The organism is Actinomyces haliotis (genome assembly GCF_015355765.1).
Taxonomy (GTDB): domain Bacteria; phylum Actinomycetota; class Actinomycetes; order Actinomycetales; family Actinomycetaceae; genus Actinomyces; species Actinomyces haliotis.
The window spans coordinates 1-19,657 of record NZ_JACWNA010000027.1; the positions used below are offsets into that span (position 1 = coordinate 1).

The following is a 19,657-nucleotide window of genomic DNA, read 5'->3' on the forward strand; positions in this document are numbered from 1 at the left end:
CTTGCTGATGGTTCGGACGAGTTCACGGTCGACTACAAGGTGACGGTGACGAACACGAGCAGTGTTGCGGGCGCGTTCGAGGACCTGACTGACAACATCTCGGATGCTCTGCCGGCTGGTTTCGCGGTGAAGAACGCTGCGACCCCGACTGCCACGATTCCGGGTGAGGAGCTGGCGGCGGGTGCGTCGAAGTCGTACACGGTTCCGGTGACGTTCACGGTGGATCGTGCGGCGGCCTCGGCCAACTCTGACGCTGGTTGGAACGCCGTGGGCACGTGTGACACCACCGGTGGTGCTGACGGCACTGGTGACAAGACCAAGGGTCTGTACAACCAGGTGGTCATGGGGGCGGACAATGCCTCTGATGGTGACCTGATCGCCAACAACGACGCGTGCGTCACGGTGGACAAGCCCAAGGCCTCCTTCAAGGTGGAGAAGGGTCTGACCACGGACCAGCCCTCGCAGATCACCATTGGTGCGGACAACGCGTTCAAGGTGACCTACAAGGTGACGGTGACCAACACGGGCACCGTCGCGGGCACCTTCGAGGACCTGACGGACCACATGTCCGACTCCCTGCCGGCTGGTTTCAGCGTTGACTCGGTGTCTCCCTCGACGATCCCGGGTGAGAACCTGGCCGCGGGTGAGTCCAAGTCCTACGTGGTGACCGTCGTCGGTCACGTCGACCCCGCCGCCGCTGGCGCCAACGGCAACGCCGGCTGGACCGCCGCCGGCACCTGTGACACCACCAGTGGTGCCGACGGCACCGGTGACAAGACCAAGGGCCTGTACAACCAGGTCATCATGGGCGCTGACAACGCCACCGACGGTGACGGCATCGCGAACAACGACGCCTGCGTCACCGTCAAGGCCCCGGTCCCGACCTTCAAGGTTGAGAAGGGTCTGGCTGATGGTCAGGGCTCGGCTGTTGAGCTTGCTGATGGTTCGGACGAGTTCACGGTCGACTACAAGGTGACGGTGACGAACACGAGCAGTGTTGCGGGCGCGTTCGAGGACCTGACTGACAACATCTCGGATGCTCTGCCGGCTGGTTTCGCGGTGAAGAACGCTGCGACCCCGACTGCCACGATTCCGGGTGAGGAGCTGGCGGCGGGTGCGTCGAAGTCGTACACGGTTCCGGTGACGTTCACGGTGGATCGTGCGGCGGCCTCGGCCAACTCTGACGCTGGTTGGAACGCCGTGGGCACGTGTGACACCACCGGTGGTGCTGACGGCACTGGTGACAAGACCAAGGGTCTGTACAACCAGGTGGTCATGGGGGCGGACAATGCCTCTGATGGTGACCTGATCGCCAACAACGACGCCTGCGTGACCGTGAAGACCCCGGCTCCGTCGCCCGCGCCGAGCGAGTCCCCCTCGCCCGCGCCGAGCGAGTCCCCCTCGCCCGCGTCGAGCGAGTCCCCCTCGCCCGCGTCGAGCGAGTCCCCCTCGCCCGCGTCGAGCGAGTCCCCTTCGCCCGCGCCGAGCGAGAGCCCCTCGCAGCCCGCCGTGAACCCGACGGTGCCGTCGAACCGGACGGAACCGTCGCACCCCACGGTGCCTGTGGCGCCGCACGAGCCCACCAGCCCGAGTCACGGTCTCGCCCACACCGGTGCGAACGTGCTCGGAGGGGTCGTCGTCGTCGGTGGCCTTCTCGCACTCGGGTGGTTCCTCGTGAGCCGGCGCCGTCGTGCTGACGAGGCATGAGCCGCTAAGGACTCGGTGACCGGTCCCTGAGGCAGCCGCCCATACCGGAGGCCCGGCCCCCAGGGGGCCGGGCCTCCGTGCGTGTCACGACGCTCGGGCTGGGGCTGCCGTGACGCCCCGCGCGGGCGCCCCCCCCCGCGGCGCTCGTGCGGTGTTTGAAGCGTCTCGAACGAGGACGGCGGCCGGTCCCTCGCAGTGAGGGACCGGCCGCCGCCGACGGTCTCAGTGGGCGTCAGAGCTTGGTGACGTCCACGATCTCGGCCTTAATCTCCTTGCCGTTCGGGGCCTCGTAGGAGACGGTCTCGCCGGCCTTGTGGCCCATGAGGGCCTTGCCGAGCGGGGCGTCCGGGGAGAAGACCTTGACGCCCTCGGGGACGTCCGCGGTGATCTCCTGGCCGCCGAGCGCGAACTTCTGCTCCTTGCCGGCCACCTTCGCGGTGACGACCATTCCCGCGGAGACGCGCCCGTCGTCCGCGACCTCGCCGATCTGCGCGTTCTCGAGCATGTCGGTCAGCTGGATGATGCGGGCCTCGTTGAGGGCGGCCTCCTCGCGGGCGGCGTGGTAGCCGGCATTCTCGCGGAGGTCGCCCTCCTGACGGGCCGCCTCGACGCGCTGCGCGATCTCCTTGCGGTCCTCCTCCTGGCGGCGCTTGAGCTCCTCGGTGAGGCGGTCGAAGGCCTCCTGGGTCAGCCAGGTGCCCTGCTGGTCGGTGTTCTCCGTGGTCTCATCGGCCATGGGTTCCTCCTTGGTTTCTGCGTGGGGCGGCGGTCGGCGCCGGGGCCGACCGCCGGGTGGGCGGGGCGCCGACGCCGACGGCGTCGCACGCGCCTCGGCCCGTGTCAGGTGGGCGAGTGTACCGCCCGGTGCTACTTCGAGGCCTTCCTGCCCGACGTGCGCGGGCTGGTGCTGCCGAACCTCGTGGTCGAGCTCCTGGCGCTCTTGGTGCTCCGGGTGCTCTTGACGGTCTTCGAGCCCTTGGTCTTCTTGATTCTGGGCTTCGTCGTCTTCTTGTCCTTGGCTCCCGCGGGCGCCTTGGTGAGGCTGCCGGCGGAGCCCGGGGCGTCGTCCTCGCCGTCGGCCTGGATCTCCTTCGCGGCCTCGTCGACGGCGGCGATGCGGCCGGAGACCTTGGCGAGCTTGTCGCTCAGCTTCTTGTCGTAGCCGGCGAGCGCCTCCTCCGAGATCGTGGCGCGCACGCGCTCGCGCTCGGCCTCGACGTCGAAGGTGCCCTCAGGCCACGGGATGTCCAGGTCCGCGAGGGTGCGCAGCAGCATCTCCGTCACGGCGACCCGGGAGTACCACTTGTTGTCCGCCGGGATGACGTGCCACGGGGCCTCGTCGAAGGAGGTCGCGGTGAGCATGCGCTGGTAGATCGCCTGGTAGTCGAACCACTGGCCGCGCACGGACATGTCGTTCGTCGAGTACTTCCAGTGCTTGTCCGGGCGGTCGACGCGCTCCAGCAGCCGCAGCCCCTGCTCCTCGTAGGAGACCATGAGGGCGATCTTGATGATCGCGGTGCCCGACTCGACGAGCTCGTGCTCGAAGGCGCGGATCTGCTCGACGCGCTCGTCGAAGGCGGCGTCGTCGAGCTGGCCGTTGGCCCCGGGGACGAGGATGTCCTCATAGTGCGACCGGTCGAAGTAGCCGATGTAGCCGGCGTCGGGAACGGCCTTGCGGATGCGCCAGAGGAAGTCGTGCTCCTTCTCCTCCTCGGTGGGCGCCTTGAAGGCGGTGAGCTCCACGCCCTGCGGGTCCACGAGCCCGATGACGTGACGCGCGATCCCGCCCTTGCCGGCCGTGTCGAGGCCCTGGGCGACGATGAGGACGCGTTTGGTGGAGCCCTCCTTGGACGCGGCGAAGAGGCGCTCCTGGAAGGTGGCGAGCAGCGGCGCGATCGCGGCCTGGTAGGTGACGGCGTCGTCCTCGTCGCCCTCCCAGCCGGGCGTCGAGGCCCGGTCGAGCGAGGCGAGGTGGAAGTCGGGGCCGACGCGCAGGGCCTCGCGCGGGTCCTGGCTCCACAGGTCCGCGTTCACGGCGGCCTCGGCGGCGTCGTTCTTCTTCTTGTTCCTGCCCATGGGGTCCTCCTGGGGGACGGGGAGCGACGGCGGCGTCGCCGTCGTCGAGCGGTTGGAGGCAGGCTAGCCCGGGGAAGCCGCCCCGCGCGGCGCTTCGCGGCTGGTTCGCGCTCAGCCCAGGACGGCGATGAAGCAGGCGACGCACTGGCAGGCCCAGGCCAGCACGGTGCAGACGTGGAAGATCTCGTGGAAGCCGAACCAGCGTGGTGCCGGGTTGGGCCAGCGCCGCGCGTAGACGGCTCCGCCGAGCGTGTAGACGATCCCTCCGGCCAGGATGAGCCAGACGACGGCGGCACCGCCGGCCCGCCAGAAAGAGGGCAGGAACCAGGTCGCCACCCAGCCGAGGAGGACGTAGAGGAGGGTCGCGAACCAGCGGGGAACCGTCCGCCACACGAGGGTCGTGACGATGCCGGCGAGCGCGCCACCCCAGACGATGGCGAGGACGAGCCGCGCCGTGCCCGGGGTCAGGAGGGCCACGCTGAGCGGCGTGTAGGTGCCGGCGATGAGCAGGTAGATGTTCGCGTGGTCGAAGCGCTGGAGGACGGTCGTGACCCGGCTCGGGAAGTGCCCGTTCGACAGGTGGTAGACGCCGGAGTTCGCGAAGAGGACGAGCGAGCAGACCAGGTAGGCGGCGCAGGCCCACGTGAGCGCGGCTCCCGGGGCGAGGGCGGTGAGGACGATGCAGGCTGCCAGCGCCAGGGGGGCGGTGCAGGCGTGGATCCATCCGCGCAGGCGCGGCTTGGAGGCGAGGACGGCTGCGGCGGCGTCGGCGGCGGCGCTCGCGACGGAGTCGGCGGCAGAGCCGACTGAGCTGGCCGCCCGGGACGTCGCCTCGGAGGCGGCGTCGCGGACGTCCTCGGCGAGGCGGGTGCCTCGGCCGCGCGTTGCTGTGTGTGGGCTCACGGTGCTTCTCCTGCGGTGGGTGCCAAAGTGCGACCCGAAGGTTACGATTCCGTAGGTTACGCGACCGTAAGTTCAGCGTCACCCCCACGTACTGAGAGTCTCCTCCTGGCGCCCTGCGAGCAACAGGCCCGCGCTACGGTTGTCCCAGCAGTCCGACGCGGCCCGTGAGGCGCCGCGCGCCGACCACCGGACCCGAGGAGAGTCATGGCAGGCGACAACCTCGTCTACGAGCTCTACGAGCGCCGGCTCATCGCCCAGACGGACAACGACCGCACCCCCGCCCACGTCGGCGTCATCCTCGACGGTAACCGCCGCTGGGCCAAGGCCATGGGCTTCGGCACGGCCCAGGGCCACAAGCGCGGCGCCGACAAGATCGCCGAGTTCCTCGGATGGGCCGACGGCGCCGGCGTCAAGGTCGTCACCCTCTGGATGCTCTCCACCGACAACCTCAACCGCGACCCCGCCGAGCTCTCGCCCCTGCTCGACATCATCGCCCACGCCGTCGAGGAGCTCGCCACCGGGAAGCTGTGGCGGCTGCGGCTCGTCGGGGCCGTCGACCTCCTCCCCGAGCCCGTCGCCGGGCGGTTGTGCGCCGCCGTCGAGGTCGCCAACGAGGCCGCCCCGGAGCCCGACGAGCGCATGCAGGTCAACGTCGCCGTCGGATACGGCGGCCGCCAGGAGATCGCCGACGCGATCCGCGAGATCCTCCGCGAGCGCGCCGCAGCCGGGGACACCCTCGAGGAGGTGGCCGAGTCCCTCTCCGAGGAGGACATCACGGCGCACCTCTACACCAAGGGCCAGCCGGACCCCGAGCTCGTCATCCGCACCTCCGGCGAGCAGCGCCTCTCGGGCTTCCTCCTGTGGCAGTCCGTCCACTCCGAGTACTACTTCTGCGAGGTCTACTGGCCGGACTTCCGGCGAATCGACTTCCTGCGCGCCCTGCGCGACTACGCGCACCGCGAGCGGCGCCTCGGGCGCTGAGGACGGCCGCACCCGGCCCCGCCGCGCGCCCGGATCGTCACCGGCCGTTCGCCCGACCTTCGCCGCGCCCAGACCCTGCCCGCGCACCCGCCCTCCTAGCGTGAGGAGCACGAGGCGGGACGCCGCCGGGGCTCCCGCCGTGGAACACCGGAAGAGCGGCTCCTTGCGCACCTACGTCCTGGACACCTCCGTCCTCCTGTCCGACCCCCGCGCGATCCTGCGCTTCGACGAGCACGCCGTCGTGCTGCCCGTCGTCGTCATCACCGAGCTCGAGTCCAAGCGCCACGACCCCGAGCTCGGCTACTTCGCGCGCACCGCCCTGCGGCTCCTCGACGGGCTGCGCGAGCGGCACGGACGCCTCGACCGCCCCGTCCCGCTCAACGACGAGGGCGGCACCCTGCGGGTCGAGCTCAACGGCACGGACGACCGCGTCCTGCCCGCCGGCATGCGCCTGGGGGACAACGACACCCGGATCCTCGCCGTCGCCGTCGGGCTCGCCAACGCCGGCGCGGACGTCACCGTCGTCTCCAAGGACATGCCCATGCGCATCAAGGCCTCCTCCGTGGGGCTGACCGCCGACGAGTACCGTGCCCACCTCGCCCCCGAATCCGGCTACACCGGCATGTCGAGCCTGTCGGTCGGCGCCGAGGAGCTCGACGCCCTGTGGTCCGACGGCGCCCTCCCGCTCGACCGCCTCGAGCCCGGCGACGCCGACCGCCTCGCCGCCGAGCTCGACCACACCGGCCTCACCGTCTCCTCGCCGCGGGCCTCGGCGCTGGCCACCGTCGTCGGCGACGAGATCCGGATCGTCCGCCCCGACCGGGAGGTCTTCGGCGTGCACGGCCGCTCCGCCGAGCAGCGCGTCGCCATCGACCATCTCCTCAACCCCGACGTCGGCATCGTGTCCCTCGGCGGCCGGGCCGGAACCGGCGAGTCCGCCCTCGCGGCCGTCTTCGACGCCGTCGTCAACCGCCGCGAGCACCGCAAGGTCATGGTCTTCCGTCCGCTCTACGCCGTCGGCGGTCAGACCCTCGGCTTCCTGCCCGGGGACACGGGGGAGAAGATGCAGCCCTGGGCCGACGCCGTCTTCGACACGCTGTCCTCCGTGGTGCCGATCGACCGCCTCGACCGGATCGCCCAGCGAGACAACCTGCGGGTGGGCCGCTGGGACGGGATCGCGAGCGTCATCGAGTCCCTGCGCGGCAACCCCCTCTTCGCGCACGTCGACCTCGTGCGCACCGAGCGCAGCGAGATCGCCGAGCTCGTCCCCGGATGCTCGACGAGGTGCCGCTGTACTGACGCGGGTCGTGCGCGGCCGGGGCTCGGGCCGGGGCGGTCAGCCTGCTACGACGCCGACGGCGGCTCCCGGGGTGTCCGGGAGCCGCCATCGGTTGTGGTGGGGGGGCAGCGTGAGCCCGCGCGCGCTCAGTCCCGCTCGAGGGAGCCGGTGAGCTCGGCGCGCGTGGGCGGGTTCGCGCCGGCGCGCGAGACCGTGATGTCCGCGATCGCCGCCGCGTGGCGCACGACGCGCTCGAGGGTCTCCGGGTCGATGGCGTGCAGCGCCTCGCGGCGGTCCGCCCCGACGAGGTCCTCGGTCCACAGCGCGTCCTCGAGGCCGCCCATGAAGGAGTCGCCCGCGCCGACTGTGTCGGCCACGACGACGCTCGGGTCCGCCGGCACGCGCATGCGAACGCCCGAGGAGGTGAGCGCCAGGGCACCCTCCTTCCCCCGCGTCACGACGACGACGGCCGGGCCCTTGTCCAGCCAGTCGCCGAGGATCGCCTCAAGATCCTCCGTCGTGAGGTCCTCCCGGCTGTAGAGCCAGGCGATGTCCTCGTCCGAGCACTTGACGAGGTCGGCGCGCGCGATGAGGGACTCGACCTTCGCGCGGGCGTCGGCGGGCTCGCCCATGAGCTGCGGGCGGGCGTTCGGGTCGTAGCAGATCGTCGAGGTGGCGCGGAAGTCGTCGAGGACCTTCGCGACCGTCTGCGCGCCCGGCTCGAGGATCGCGGCGATGGAGCCCGTGTGCACGAGGACGGGCGGGGTGGTGCCCTCCTCGCGACGCGGGTACGGCGGGTTCCAGTCCAGGTCGAAGAAGTAGGTGGCGGCACGGTCGGCGCCGATCGTCGCCTGCGCCGTCGAGGTGCGCTCGGCGCCCTCGGAGCCCGGCGTGAGGCGGACGCCCGAGGCGTCGAGGTGCTCGCGGATCGCGTGGCCGCGGTCGTCGTCGGCGATCCAGCAGTCGAGCTCGGCGTCGCGGCCGAGGCGGGCGAGCCCCAGGGCGACGTTGGCGGGTGAGCCTCCGGGGATGTCCACGGGGTCCTCGTCGCGGCGGATGACGACGTCGACGAGCGCCTCGCCGATGACGAGGGCCGTGCCCTCGCGTCCGGGTGCGGTCATGGTGCAGCTCCTTCGTGCTGGCGGGAGGGGAGGCGGGTCAGGACTCGGCGTCGTCGTGCTCGGCGACGGCTGCCAGCCGCGCCCGGGCGTCATCGAGCCAGTGCTGGCAGCGTGCGGCGAGGGCCTCGCCGCGCTCCCACAGGGTGAGGGACTCCTCGAGCGGGACCTGGCCGGCCTCGAGGCGCTGGACCACCCCGACGAGCTCCTCCCGGGCCTGCTCGTACGACAGCGTGGCGACGTCGGCGTTGGCGTCCGGTGCGGTGGTGGGCTCGGACTCGTCCGGGGTGAGGCTCATGCGCCCGATTGTCGCACGCGCGGCGCCCCGGCGTTCGGGACAGACGGCCGCGTCTTCGGGGCCTCGGGAGTCGACGTAGGGTTGCCCGAGCCCGAGAGGGCGAGTGCCCCGACCGGAGCCCACGGAGGATCCACACGATGACGAGCAGCCCCAGCCAGGCGGAGGCGGGGTGTCCCCTCACCCCGAGCACCCCCGGCCGCCGCGTCGAGGTCCCCGAGGCTCTCCAGCGCGGCCGCGCGGACGCCGACCCGGCCCGTCCCCGCTGGCACGTCACACCGCCGTGGGGATGGCTCAACGACCCCAACGGCCTCACCGTCCAGCCGGGCCCCGACGGTGAGCCGCTCGTGCACCTCTTCTACCAGCACAACTCCCACGCGCCGGTCCACGACCTCATCCAGTGGGGCCACCAGTACTCGGCGGACCTCGTCCGCTGGACCGACCTTCCGATCGCCCTCGAGCCCGGCCCGGAGGGCCCCGACGCCCTGGGCTGCTGGTCCGGTGTCATCGTCGACGGTCCCACGGATCCCACCGACCCGGACGGTCCGACCACCCCGACGATGGTCTACTCGGGGAACATGGGCGGCCCGACCCAGGTGGGCTGCCTGGCCGTGCCCGCGGTCCCACCCGACGAGGATCCGCTGCTCACGCGCTGGGTCAAGGACGGCGCCAACCCCGTCGTCGACGTCGCCCACGTGAGCGTCGGGCAGGACCTGCCCGAGATGCGCGACCACTCCGTGTGGCGCGAGGACGGACGCTGGTACCAGGTCATGGGATCCGGGATCCCCGGCGCCGGGGCCGACGGCGCACAGGGCGGAGCCGCCCTGTGCTTCTCCAGCGAGGACCTGCGCACCTGGACCTACGAGGGACCCCTCGCCGTCGGCGACGGCGACGTCAGCGCCACCGGCACCGTCTGGGAGTGCCCCGAGCTCAGCACGGTCCCCGGTGACGGTGGCACGGCCGACGTCCTGTGCGTCTCCGCCTGGCACGACGGCGACACCATGCGCTCGATGTGGATGACTGGCGTGCGAACCGGCACCCGCATGACGGTCACCGCGCAGGGGTGCAGCGACCTCGGCGAGAACTACTTCTACGCTCCCCAGTCCGTGACCCTGCCCGACGGGCGCCGCGTCACCATCGGCTGGATGCAGCTCAACGGGACCCAGGAGCAGCGCATCGCGGCGGGCTGGGCAGGCTCGATGAACGTGCCCCGGACCGTCACCCTCGCCGCCGACGGCACCCTCCGCTTCGCGCCGATCGCCGAGTTCGAGACGCTCCGCGGGGATCAGGTCGCTGACCTCGACGGCGAGGCCGCCGCTGCGGTCGAGCTGCGCGGCCGCAGTCTTGACGTCGTGCTCTCGGGCGAGCTTGGAGGCGACCCGGTCGTCATCGACCTCCTCGCCTCCGAGGACGGGTCACGCAGGACGAGACTCATGCTCTCGCGTCGCGCGCCGGTCGGTGACGCCGGGCAGGACGCCTGGACCGGCTGGCTCAGCCTCGACCGCACCGGCTCGGTCGAGCCGGGCTCACCCTGTGAGGGTGAGGAGACGCGCGAGCTGAGCGGTCCCGTGCCACTGGGTGAGGACGGCGGCGTCGAGCTCCGGATCCTCCTGGACCGTTCGAGCCTCGAGGTCTTCGTCAACGGCCAGCCCCTGTCCGCACGCGTCGGATCCGATCCGGCCGACGAGCGCGTCGTCGTTCACGGCGCAGGGCTCACGCGGGCGAGGCTGCGCGCCTGGACTATGGACGACGCCTACGGCGAGCGCCTGGCCGCGCGCTAGGCCCCGAACCAGAGCGCGAGTCAGCCCGTTTGGCGCGAGAACACCCGTTGTTGGGGCGGACTCGCGCCAAACGGGCTGACTCGGCGAGCGGGTGTCGTGAGGCGGGCGGGTCAGCTCTCAGACGGAGCGGGCTTCGTGGCGCCCACGACCTGCGCCACCATGCGCCCGGAGGCGAGGACGCCCTCGATGAGGTCGCCCTTCTTGATGTCGTCCGCGCTGCGGATGACGCCGCCGCCGGGCTTGCGCAGGATCGCGTAGCCGCGGTCGAGGACCCCCTGCGGGGACAGAGCCGTGAGCCGGGCGCGTTCGGCGCGCAGGTCCGCGGCCGCCAGGTCGATCGCCGTCGTCATGGCCCGGCGCATGCGGGAGCGGGCCTGGTCCAGCTCGACCACCTTGTCCCGCACGATGACGGTCGGGTCCGTCATGACGGGGCGCTCGCGCACCTGGTCCAGGCGCCGCTGCTCGTCCTCGATCCTCTTCGTCAGGCTCACCCGGATGCGCTCGCGGGCCTGGTCGAGCCCGACCGTCTCCTCGGCGAGGTCCGGCACGATCCGACGCGCGGCGTCCGTCGGCGTCGAGGCACGGTAGTCGGCGACGTAGTCGAGGAGCGGGCGGTCGGTCTCGTGCCCGATGGCGGAGACGAGGGGCGTGCGGGCGGCAGCGGCGGCGCGCACGAGGCCCTCGTCGGAGAACGGCAGGAGGTCCTCGACGCCGCCGCCCCCGCGGGCGACGACGATGACCTCGACGGTCGGGTCCGCGTCGAGCTCCTGGATGGCTCGCGTGATCTGGGGGACCGCGTGGACACCCTGGACGGCGACCTCGCGCACCTCGAAGGGCAGCCCGGGCCAGCGCAGTCGGGCGTTGGTGATGACGTCGTCCTTGGCCTTCGCGTCGTGTCCGCACACCAGGCCGACCTTGGTGGGCAGGAAGGGAAGCGGCTTCTTCCGCCCCGGCTCGAACAGCCCCTCGGCGGCGAGGATCCGGCGCAGCTGCTCGATGCGGGCCAGGAGGTCGCCCTCGCCGACGGGGCGGACGTCGTCGAGCTGCAACTGGAGGGAGCCTCCCTTCGTCCAGAAGGTCGGCCGGCCGTGGACGACGACGCGTGAGCCTTCCTTCAGCTGCGCGCCCATCGCCCGCTCGGAGCGCTCGAGGTCGCGGCGGTACAGGGAGGCCCGCAGGCTCATCTCCGCCTCCGGGTCCCGCAGCGTCAGGAAGGACATGCCGGCACGACGGTTGAGCTGGACGATCTGCGCCTCGACCCACACCTCGGTCATGCGGGCGACGTAGGCGTCGATCTTCGTGGAGAGCAGGCGGAGGGGCCACGGGTTCTCCGCCGTCGTGTCCCGGGCGAGGCGGGCGGGCTCCTTGCGGGTGGCGGGGTTGCCGCGCTCGGCGTCGGCCCTCACGCTGCCGGGGGCGTCGGTACGGCCGGGGGCGGGGGATCCCTGAGCGGGGGGCTGCTGCGTCACGGCCCCACTGTGCCACGCGCGGCGGTCCGGACCCGCCCCGATGCTCGGCGCGGACCATCGCGGCCTCAGGCTTCCCGCGCGGCGCGGCACCCGCCCGGCCCGGGACCGCGACAACGCCCTCCGCAGGGCGGTGCTGCGGAGGGCGTTGATGTCCCGACTCGATGTGCCCGGTGACGCGACCAGGGGCCGGCGGCGGGCGGTGCGGCTGGTGTCAGCCGGCGATGATCTGCGTGAGGCGCTTGGCGTCAGCGCACACGCGGTCGAAGGGCACGTACCAGATCGGCCCGTCGGGGCTGAGCGTCTGGGTGACGAGGCCCTCGGCCTTGAGGCACTCCAGGCGGCTGGCGGTGTCGTCGCCCTGCGTCTGCCAGGCAGGCTCCTTCGTGGGGATGACGTAGCCACCGATGGTGGGGGAGGCCCACCGCAGGAGGAGGACGCGGGCACCCTCACGGGCGGACACGTCCGGGTTCGTAGCGAGGGAGGAGGCGACGCCCTTCGCGGAGCCGATCCCGACGGCGGTGGCCAGGGCGCCGTAGGTGGTGCACAGGGCCGGCTTGTGCTCGACGAGGCGGGCGACGGCGTGCGAGACGCGCTCGCGGGCCGAGGAGGAGGCGGCGGCGTCAGCGATGGCGCGGACACGGGCTCCGGTGAGGTGCGAGGTGTTGGCGAGCTCCGAGGAGGAGATGCCGTGGGCGAGACCCCGGAGGATGAGGGAGTCGCGCTCGTCGCGCAGGGAGGAGAGCTGCTCCTGGAGGCGCTCCTGCTCGCCCGCGAGCTCGTCGAGACGCGTCAGGATCGGAGCGGACTCCGTGGTGAGACGGGCGCCGGAGCGGCTGCGGGAGTCGGTTGCGGTCATCGAGACCGGCGCGCCGATCACGCCTTCGTCGAGTGCCATGAAAGAGACCTTCGTGTCGAGTGGCTGGGGACGCGCGCAACCATATATTGAGGGCACCGCGGGAACTCAAGTGATCGCTGAAATCGGCACTTTTCTGCGGAATGGCGCGAAAAAACCTGGATGCGCTTGGGATCCTTGCGCCTCCGTAGAACGCCTGAGAACCCACATGCGTGATGCGGGTACACCCTGCGAGGTGGGAGGCGCGTGCGGGTTTTTCGGGAGAAGGACGCCGATCGGCGGCGATCGGCGTGAAACCTGGGAAAACCCCGAATATCCCGAAAGTTCACCCATCGGGGCGGAGGGAATTGGCCCGGGTGAATTTTTACGACCGCAGGGGGTGAGCCGTGAGCTCGGGGGCCGTGAGACGGCGGACCTGTGCCGCGTCCGGATCCACCTCGTGGAGCTCGGTGAGGGAGTCCCCGAGCGCCTCGAAGGACCTCGCCGTCACGAGCAGCCTCGACTCCACCGAGCCGACCGCCCTGTTGTAGGCGGTGACCGAGCGAGTCAGGGCACTGCCCAGCTGGTCGAGGTGACCGGCCACGGTCCCCAGACGCTCGTAGAGGGTCCGGCCCAGGTCGAGCAGCTCGCGCGCGTCCTCGTTGACCGCCGTGCGCGCCCACGCCGTGGCGCAGGTGCGCAGGATGCCGAGCAAGGAGGCCGGGGAGGCGAGAGCCACGCCGCGGTCGAGGGCGTGCTCCATGAGCGTCGGGTCCGCGTCCAGCGCCGCCGAGAGGATCGGCTCCGCGGGCACGAACAGGACGACGAGCTCGGGGGAGTCCCCGAGCGAGCGGTCGTAGTGGCGGTCCGCGAGGGCGTCGATGTGACCGCGCAGCGCCCGCGCGTGCTGAGCGAGGAGCCGCGTGCGCTCCGCCTCCGTCGGCCGCGTTGTTCCGGTCGCTCCCGACGACGCCTCCCCGCCGTGCGCTCCCGGCGCACCGTCCTCGCCCTGGGCTCCCTGCGTCGTGCGCTCTGCTCCGGTCGCCTCGTCTGTCCCGGTCCTCGCCACGTTCCCCGCGTCGTGTCCGGTCCTCGCACCCGTCGCGCCCGCGCCACCGGCGCTGCGCTCCTCCTCGCCGACGCCGCAGGCGCGGAGGTAGGCGTCCAGCGGCACCTTCGCGTCCAGCGCGAGGTGGCCCCCGGCGGGCAGGTGGATGACGGCGTCGGGTCGCGAGCGCCCGGTCCCGGAGCGGACACCGTCGTCGATCGAGCCGGCTCCGGCCCTCCGGCCCACGACCGAGGCCACCGAGCGCTGCTCCACGAAGTCGATGTGCCGCATCATCCCCGAAGCCTCGAGAACCCGCGCGAGCTCGACCTCACCCCACAGCCCCCGGCTCGAGCGCGAGCGCAGCGCGCCCTCGAGGGAGGCCGTCGCACGTCGAAGCTCCTGCTCGCTGCGAGCCCCTGCTCTCAGCTGCTCGGAGAGCGTCGCGTGCTGGGCGGCGCGCTGGCGCTCCATGCTCTCCACCCGCGCCCCGACCTGCTCGAGCTGCTGGCGGACGGGCGCCAGCGCGCGCAGGACGGCGCCGTCCCGCTCGGCCCGCTCCTCCGCGAGCTGTGTGCGCTCGGAGAGCTCCTCCGCGCGTGCCCGCCACTGCGCCGCCTCCGCACGCAGCGAGGCGGCCTCATCACGGCCCCCCGCCCGCGCCGTCGCCGACCGGGCGACGGCCAGCGCGTAGCCGAGGACGGCGCCGACGGCGATGCCGAGGACGAGCAGCAGGACGGGCAGGGCGGTGGTGCTCATGCCCCCACCGTCCCACGCCCCCACGACACGAATACGGCTGCCCTCCCCTGGAGGAGACGGATCGGGGACTCGCTCCTCCTCCAGGACGATCCCCGTGGGCTCCCTCCGGGGCAGATTCAGCGGCATGAAGCAGATCGGCGCACTCCCGCTCACCACCGTGGGCGCCGTCGTCACCGCGGCCGTTCTGACCCTCCTGGCCTGCACCGTCGTCGGGGCGCTGCTCCCGCGCCTGCGTCGCGCCCGGGGCGCGGACGCTTCCGGACGCCCCCACCGCCTTCGCCGGGGAGCGGGCGCCGTCGTCGCCGTCCTCGTGCCGACGCTCCTCGCGCTCGCGACCGGGGGCCTCGCCCTCAACCGCTCCGGCGACTACGTCCCCACAGTCTCCGACCTCGTCAGCACCGCCACCTCGGGCAAGCGCGTCACCGGCGACGTGAAGCCCCTCGCCACGCCCGCGCGGCTCGACGCGGTCCCGGCCTCGCGCTGGCGAGCGCGCTTCACCCGCCTCGACGACGGGTCGCTGACGACGACCTTCCGCGGCCCCGTCAGCGGCCTCGACCTCAGCGTCCGCGTCATCCTCCCCCAGGGCTACAGCCCCACTGACGGACGCACCTATGACGTCATCGAGGGCCTCCACGGCTACCCGGGCGACCCTGGCTCCTTCTCCACCGCGCTCGGCGCCGCGGACGCCCTCAACAAGGCCATCAGCGCCGGTCTCATCCCACCGTCGATCATGGTCATGCCCTCCCTCGACCCCGACGGCCGCCAGCACGACTGCGCCAACATCTCGGGGCGTCCCGCCGTCGGCACCTGGGTCGCCCAGGAGATCCCGCGGATGGTCGCCGAGACCTTCCCCAACACGACCCGCGACCGCAGCGGCTGGCTCCTCATGGGGCTGTCCTCGGGCGCCTACTGCGCCGCCTGGCTCGCCATGAACAATGACGCCCAGTACGGCTCGGCCGGCGTCATGTCCTCCTATGACCGTCCCGTCGAGGGCGGCATGGCCCACGGCAGCGACGCCGTCGCCGCAGCCAACACGCTGTCGACGATGGTGCGCCAGCGGACAGGCCGCCCGGGACTGCGCTACTACGTCCTCGGTTCCCAGGACGACCCCTACGCGGCCGCCCTCACCGCCTGGCGCATGCAGGCCGCCCAGAACTCCGACGACGTCGTCACCTCGGACACCCCCGTCACCGGCGGGCACACCTGGAAGCTGTGGTCGAGCCACCTGCCCACGATGCTCCGCTGGTGGGGCTCCGACCCGGCCGTCTTCCGCGCCGCCGGGCTCAGCACCGCCCAGGACGCGCAGGCCGCCGCGTCGAGCGGCATCACTCCCATCATCGACACGCCCCTCTCGCAGCGCACGAGCAAGACCGTGGCCGACGCGCAGAAGGTCACCCCGACCGACCCCGGCGGCCCGCTCACCCTCGCCGGCTGCGTCCTCCTGTGCCTCCTCGGCACCATCGCGCTCCTGCGCTGGGGGCCGCGAGGACGAGGCGCGGGCGCCTGGGTGCTGCGCAGCCTCGCGGTCCTCCTCGTCGGAGCCGCGATCGCCGCCACCATCGGGCTGGTCGGCAACTCAGTCACCGGCTTCGCGACCTCCTGGGACGACCTCGGCGGCATCATCAGCGCAGCCTTCCAGTAGGGCTCGGGCACTCGGACCTTTCCGCGTCACGCCAGGTGCCGATCCGGATGAGAGGTCCCTCCTCCTCGTCCTCGTGCTGCCGGTCGCCGGAGTCATGGCCGTCGGCGGCCTGCTCATCAACCGACAGGGGCAGTACGTCCAGACGGTGGGGGACCTCGTCGGCGTCCACTCCGCAGAGCGGACGGCGACCGTGGGCGGTGCCGGATCCGGCGCCGCCGTGGTCCCCGGCGGGACCGGGGTCTCCGGAGCCACCCGACAGCTGGCCGCGGCCACCGAGCAGGTCGCCCGCACCACCATCGGTGACCGGCCGACCGCACTCGCCACGTCGACCGATACCGTCGCCGCTCCCGCCAGGACGACGTCCTCCGCTCCCCGCACGACGTCGAGCACGACCACGACGTCGAACGGACCCGCCCTCGTCGGGGACGTCCGGCCGCTCGCCACCGTCGAGCAGCTCGACGCCGTCCCCGCCACGGCTTGGAAGGCCTCCTTCACCACGGGCTCCAACGGCGTCCTCTCCACGACCTGGACGGGCCCCGTCAGCGGCGTCAGCCTCGCGGTCAAGGTCGTCGTCCCCTCGGGCTACCGTCCCGACGACGGACGCACCTACGGCGTCATCGAGGCCCTCCACGGCTACCGGGGCACCCCCGACTCGATGATCGGCGCGCTGGGCTCGCCCGCGGCCCTCCAGGCGGCGATCGACGCGCACCGGATCCCGCCGAGCATCATCGTCATCCCCTCCCTCAACGTCGACGTCAACGCCCACGACTGCGCCAACATCGCCGGCCGCCCCGCCGTCGGCACCTGGGTCGCCCAGGAGATCCCGCGGATGGTGCGCGCCACCTTCCCCAACGTCACCACCCAGCGCGAGGGCTGGATGGCCCTCGGCATCTCCGCGGGCGCCTACTGCGCCGGCTGGACCTCCATCGCCGAGCCCGAGACCTTCGGCTCCGCCGCGGTCATGTCCAGCTACGACCGTCCCACCGAGGGAGGTCTGGCCACCTCGGGGGCCGCCGTCGCCGACGCCTACACGCTCTCCCACCTCCTCGCCGCCAGCCACTCCGTGCTCGGCACCCGCTTCTACGCCCTTGGCGCCCAGGACGACGGGCTCAAGTCGGCCCAGACCGCCTGGTCCATGGCCGCCGTCGTCCACAAGCCCGACACGGTCACCACCGACACCCCGGTCACCGGCGGCCACGCCTGGAGCCTGTGGAGCGCCCGCTTCCCCACGGTCCTCGCCTGGTGGGGATCCGATCCCGCCGTCTGGAGCGCCGTCGAGGGAGCCTCGGCCGCCACGGGCCCGAGCGCGTCCGCCACTCGGACCGCGGACGCCGCCCTCCTGGCCGTCATCGCCGACACGCCCCACGACCAGCGCCACGACGGCGCCGTCACGTCGGGACCGTGGTCGCCCGTCAGAGCCCGCGTGCTCACCGGCGCCGGCGTCCTCGCCGCCGCGGCGTGCGGCGTCCTCCTCCTCGCCGCCCGACGGCGAGGTCGGGCGCTCGCCGCGATAGCCGCGGGGGAGCAACGCCCCGTCGGCCCGGTCGGCGCCGTGGGCGGCTGGGCCGCGCGGGCCCTGCTCGTCGCCGGGGTCGCCGTCGTCGTCGCCTGCGCGCTGGGGCTCGCCGGCAACGCCGTCACCGGCTACCTCACGACCTGGGAGGGCGTCCTCGCCGCCTCCTGAGCCGGCCCTCTGAGCCGGCCCCGCCCCGTCCGGGGCGCGAAGCCGTGACACCGGGCCGTCCCGCGCGCTGCGGGGCGGCCCGGCCCCGTCCGGCGGGCCACCCCGAGGGGGAGCCTGTCCTCCTCCTCGCGGAGGGGAGCGTCACGCTCGACTCGCCCTCGCGGTCGAGTGGCAAGCGGGTGGCTCGGACGCATGATCGGCCACGTGAACGAGCTCCTCCGCCTCTCCTCCGACTCCGCCGAGCACCTGCCTCTCGTCATCCTCGTGACGATCGCGGCGATCCTCGTGGGTGGCGCCGTTCTCGGGCACCTGAGGCGCAACGCCGCCGAGCGCGCCGTCGTCGGAGCCCTCGTGCTCGTGCTGCCCGTCGTCGGTGTCCTCGCCGTCGGCGCGGGGCTCGCCGCCGCGGCCTCTGAGGTCGGCTCGGCCGGGGTCCTGGCCGGCGCCGGGCGCAGCTCCCACGGCACCGCCGTCGCTCCGCTCGCCTCCCGACTGAGCGTCGTCGGCAGCGGCGCCTGGTCCCCGCAGGGCGTGCCCGTCCTCGTCCTCGCCGCCGCGGCCGCCGGCGCCTGCATCGGCCTCCTCATCGTCACCGCCCGCAACCGCGGGCAGGAGCTCCACGACGTCCGCTCCCGCCGGCTCGCGGCCGCGGCTCCGGCCGAGGCACTGCGCGGCTGGGGACTGCGCGTCGCCCTGGTGGGCGGCACCGCACTCGTCGTCGCCGTGATGATCGGGCTCTTCGCGCACGACGTCCTCGGCGCGCCGACGACATGGAGCGGGCTCCTCGGGTCCCTCTGAGCCTGGCGGTGGTCGTCGGGCGGCACCGCGAACGTCACGGCGGTCGGTCAGTCGGTCGGCGGTGCGCGGCTTGAGGCCGGACCGGTCGTCACCGGGCCGGCCGGTGGGGCGCCGTCGGGCCAGTCGCTAGACTCGCGGCCGTGGCCCTCACTATCGGAATCGTCGGACTGCCCAACGTCGGCAAGTCCACTCTCTTCAACGCCCTCACCCGCGCGACCGTGCTCGCGGCGAACTACCCCTTCGCCACCATCGAACCCAACGTCGGCATCGTCCCGCTGCCGGACCCGCGCCTGGACCGCCTCACCGAGATGTTCAGCTCGGCCAAGACCGTCCCCGCGACCGTCTCCTTCGTGGACATCGCCGGCATCGTCCGCGGCGCGAGCGAGGGCGAGGGCCTGGGCAACCAGTTCCTCGCGAACATCCGCGAGGCCGATGCCATCTGCATGGTGACCCGTGCCTTCGACGACCCCGACGTCGTCCACGTCGACGGGAAGATCGAGCCCGCGAGCGACATCGAGACCATCGCCACCGAGCTCGTCCTCGCCGACATCCAGACCCTCGAGAAGGCGGTCCCGCGCCTCGAGAAGGAGGTCCGTGGCAAGAAGGTCGACGCCTCCGTCCTCGACACCGCCAGGAAGGCGCTCGAGATCCTCGAGCAGGGCACGCTGCTGTCCGCCGTCGCCGAGAAGGAGGGGCTCGACGCCGACGCCCTCAAGTCCTTCCAGCTCATGACGACCAAGCCCTTCATCTACGTCTTCAACATGGACGACGCCGGGATGAACGACGAGGCCAAGCAGGCCGAGCTGCGCGCGCTCGTCGCTCCGGCCGAGGCGATCTTCCTCGACGCCCAGTTCGAGTCCGAGCTCGTCGAGCTCGAGCCCGAGGAGGCGGCTGAGATGCTGCACGAGAACGGCCAGGAGGAGTCCGGCCTGGACAAGCTCGCCCGCGTCGGCTTCGACACGCTCGGGCTGCAGACCTACCTCACCGCCGGTGAGAAGGAGTCGCGCGCCTGGACGATCCACAAGGGCTGGACCGCCCCGCAGGCCGCCGGTGTCATCCACACCGACTTCGAGCGCGGCTTCATCAAGGCTGAGATCATCTCCTACGACGAGCTCATGGAGCTCGGCTCGATCGCGAAGGCCCGCGCCCACGGCAAGATGCGCATGGAGGGCAAGGACTACGTCATGCAGGACGGCGACGTGGTGGAGTTCCGGTTCAACGTCTGAGCCCAGCGCTCCTGCACGACGGCGGGGCGGCACCTTCCCACGGAAGGCGCCATCCCGCCGGT

The 19,657-nt window shown here is 72.4% G+C and carries 14 protein-coding genes and 2 pseudogenes; 8 read left to right on the top strand and 8 right to left on the bottom strand.

What is annotated here, in order from left to right:
• Positions 1 to 1,707 (top strand): annotated as a pseudogene (locus IXW69_RS10485) (hypothetical protein); the annotation flags it as partial.
• 232 nt (positions 1,708 to 1,939) lie between these two features.
• Here the strand turns inward: IXW69_RS10485 and IXW69_RS10490 are convergent.
• The 3 genes from IXW69_RS10490 to trhA form a co-directional block, all read right to left on the bottom strand.
• On the bottom strand, positions 1,940 to 2,443 hold the full coding sequence (locus tag IXW69_RS10490; protein ID WP_194786293.1) for a GreA/GreB family elongation factor: 504 nt from the start codon (positions 2,441 to 2,443) through the stop codon (positions 1,940 to 1,942).
• A gap of 131 nt (positions 2,444 to 2,574) precedes the next feature.
• Complete coding sequence (locus IXW69_RS10495) at positions 2,575 to 3,783, bottom strand: PPK2 family polyphosphate kinase (RefSeq protein WP_228525313.1); 1,209 nt, start codon at positions 3,781 to 3,783, stop codon at positions 2,575 to 2,577.
• Between the two features lie 111 nt (positions 3,784 to 3,894).
• Positions 3,895 to 4,686, bottom strand: a complete 792-nt coding sequence (gene trhA / locus IXW69_RS10500; RefSeq protein ID WP_194786294.1) for a PAQR family membrane homeostasis protein TrhA — start codon at positions 4,684 to 4,686, stop codon at positions 3,895 to 3,897.
• A 204-nt stretch (positions 4,687 to 4,890) separates the two neighbouring features.
• On the opposite strand from trhA, the gene IXW69_RS10505 reads away from it, so the two are divergent.
• Together IXW69_RS10505 and IXW69_RS10510 are read left to right on the top strand one after the other, a co-directional pair.
• Positions 4,891 to 5,667 (top strand): isoprenyl transferase, encoded by a 777-nt coding sequence (locus IXW69_RS10505; protein ID WP_194786295.1) that lies wholly within the window; start codon positions 4,891 to 4,893, stop codon positions 5,665 to 5,667.
• 139 nt (positions 5,668 to 5,806) lie between these two features.
• Positions 5,807 to 6,766 (top strand): annotated as a pseudogene (locus IXW69_RS10510) (PhoH family protein); the annotation flags it as partial.
• 326 nt (positions 6,767 to 7,092) lie between these two features.
• Here the strand turns inward: IXW69_RS10510 and IXW69_RS10515 are convergent.
• The gene (locus IXW69_RS10515) at positions 7,093 to 8,067 is read right to left on the bottom strand and encodes a carbohydrate kinase family protein (RefSeq protein ID WP_194786296.1); all 975 of its coding nucleotides are present in this window, start codon (positions 8,065 to 8,067) and stop codon (positions 7,093 to 7,095) included.
• 37 nt (positions 8,068 to 8,104) lie between these two features.
• On the bottom strand, positions 8,105 to 8,362 hold the full coding sequence (locus IXW69_RS10520) for an exodeoxyribonuclease VII small subunit (RefSeq protein ID WP_194786297.1): 258 nt from the start codon (positions 8,360 to 8,362) through the stop codon (positions 8,105 to 8,107).
• Between the two features lie 137 nt (positions 8,363 to 8,499).
• Here IXW69_RS10520 and IXW69_RS10525 point away from each other — a divergent pair, with 137 nt between their 5' ends.
• Positions 8,500 to 10,140, top strand: a complete 1,641-nt coding sequence (locus IXW69_RS10525; RefSeq protein WP_194786298.1) for a glycoside hydrolase family 32 protein — start codon at positions 8,500 to 8,502, stop codon at positions 10,138 to 10,140.
• A 110-nt stretch (positions 10,141 to 10,250) separates the two neighbouring features.
• Here IXW69_RS10525 and xseA read toward each other — a convergent pair whose 3' ends face one another.
• The 3 genes from xseA to IXW69_RS10540 all read right to left on the bottom strand — a co-directional run bounded on the left by xseA (position 10,251) and on the right by IXW69_RS10540 (position 14,245).
• A complete protein-coding gene (xseA, locus tag IXW69_RS10530; RefSeq protein ID WP_407646567.1) occupies positions 10,251 to 11,609 on the bottom strand; it encodes an exodeoxyribonuclease VII large subunit in 1,359 nt (452 codons plus the stop codon).
• 211 nt (positions 11,610 to 11,820) lie between these two features.
• A complete protein-coding gene (locus tag IXW69_RS10535; RefSeq protein WP_228525314.1) occupies positions 11,821 to 12,504 on the bottom strand; it encodes a hypothetical protein in 684 nt (227 codons plus the stop codon).
• A gap of 322 nt (positions 12,505 to 12,826) precedes the next feature.
• The gene (locus IXW69_RS10540; protein ID WP_194786299.1) at positions 12,827 to 14,245 is read right to left on the bottom strand and encodes a DNA recombination protein RmuC; all 1,419 of its coding nucleotides are present in this window, start codon (positions 14,243 to 14,245) and stop codon (positions 12,827 to 12,829) included.
• A gap of 124 nt (positions 14,246 to 14,369) precedes the next feature.
• On the opposite strand from IXW69_RS10540, the gene IXW69_RS10545 reads away from it, so the two are divergent.
• The 4 genes from IXW69_RS10545 to ychF all read left to right on the top strand — a co-directional run bounded on the left by IXW69_RS10545 (position 14,370) and on the right by ychF (position 19,595).
• Positions 14,370 to 15,887: an alpha/beta hydrolase gene (locus IXW69_RS10545; protein WP_194786300.1), complete on the top strand. Its 1,518-nt coding sequence runs from the start codon at positions 14,370 to 14,372 to the stop codon at positions 15,885 to 15,887.
• 73 nt (positions 15,888 to 15,960) lie between these two features.
• Positions 15,961 to 17,571: an alpha/beta hydrolase gene (locus IXW69_RS10550; protein ID WP_194786301.1), complete on the top strand. Its 1,611-nt coding sequence runs from the start codon at positions 15,961 to 15,963 to the stop codon at positions 17,569 to 17,571.
• A 204-nt stretch (positions 17,572 to 17,775) separates the two neighbouring features.
• A complete protein-coding gene (locus IXW69_RS10555; protein WP_194786302.1) occupies positions 17,776 to 18,369 on the top strand; it encodes a hypothetical protein in 594 nt (197 codons plus the stop codon).
• A 140-nt stretch (positions 18,370 to 18,509) separates the two neighbouring features.
• Positions 18,510 to 19,595 (top strand): redox-regulated ATPase YchF, encoded by a 1,086-nt coding sequence (gene ychF, locus IXW69_RS10560; RefSeq protein WP_194786303.1) that lies wholly within the window; start codon positions 18,510 to 18,512, stop codon positions 19,593 to 19,595.
• Positions 19,596 to 19,657 lie beyond the last annotated feature (62 nt).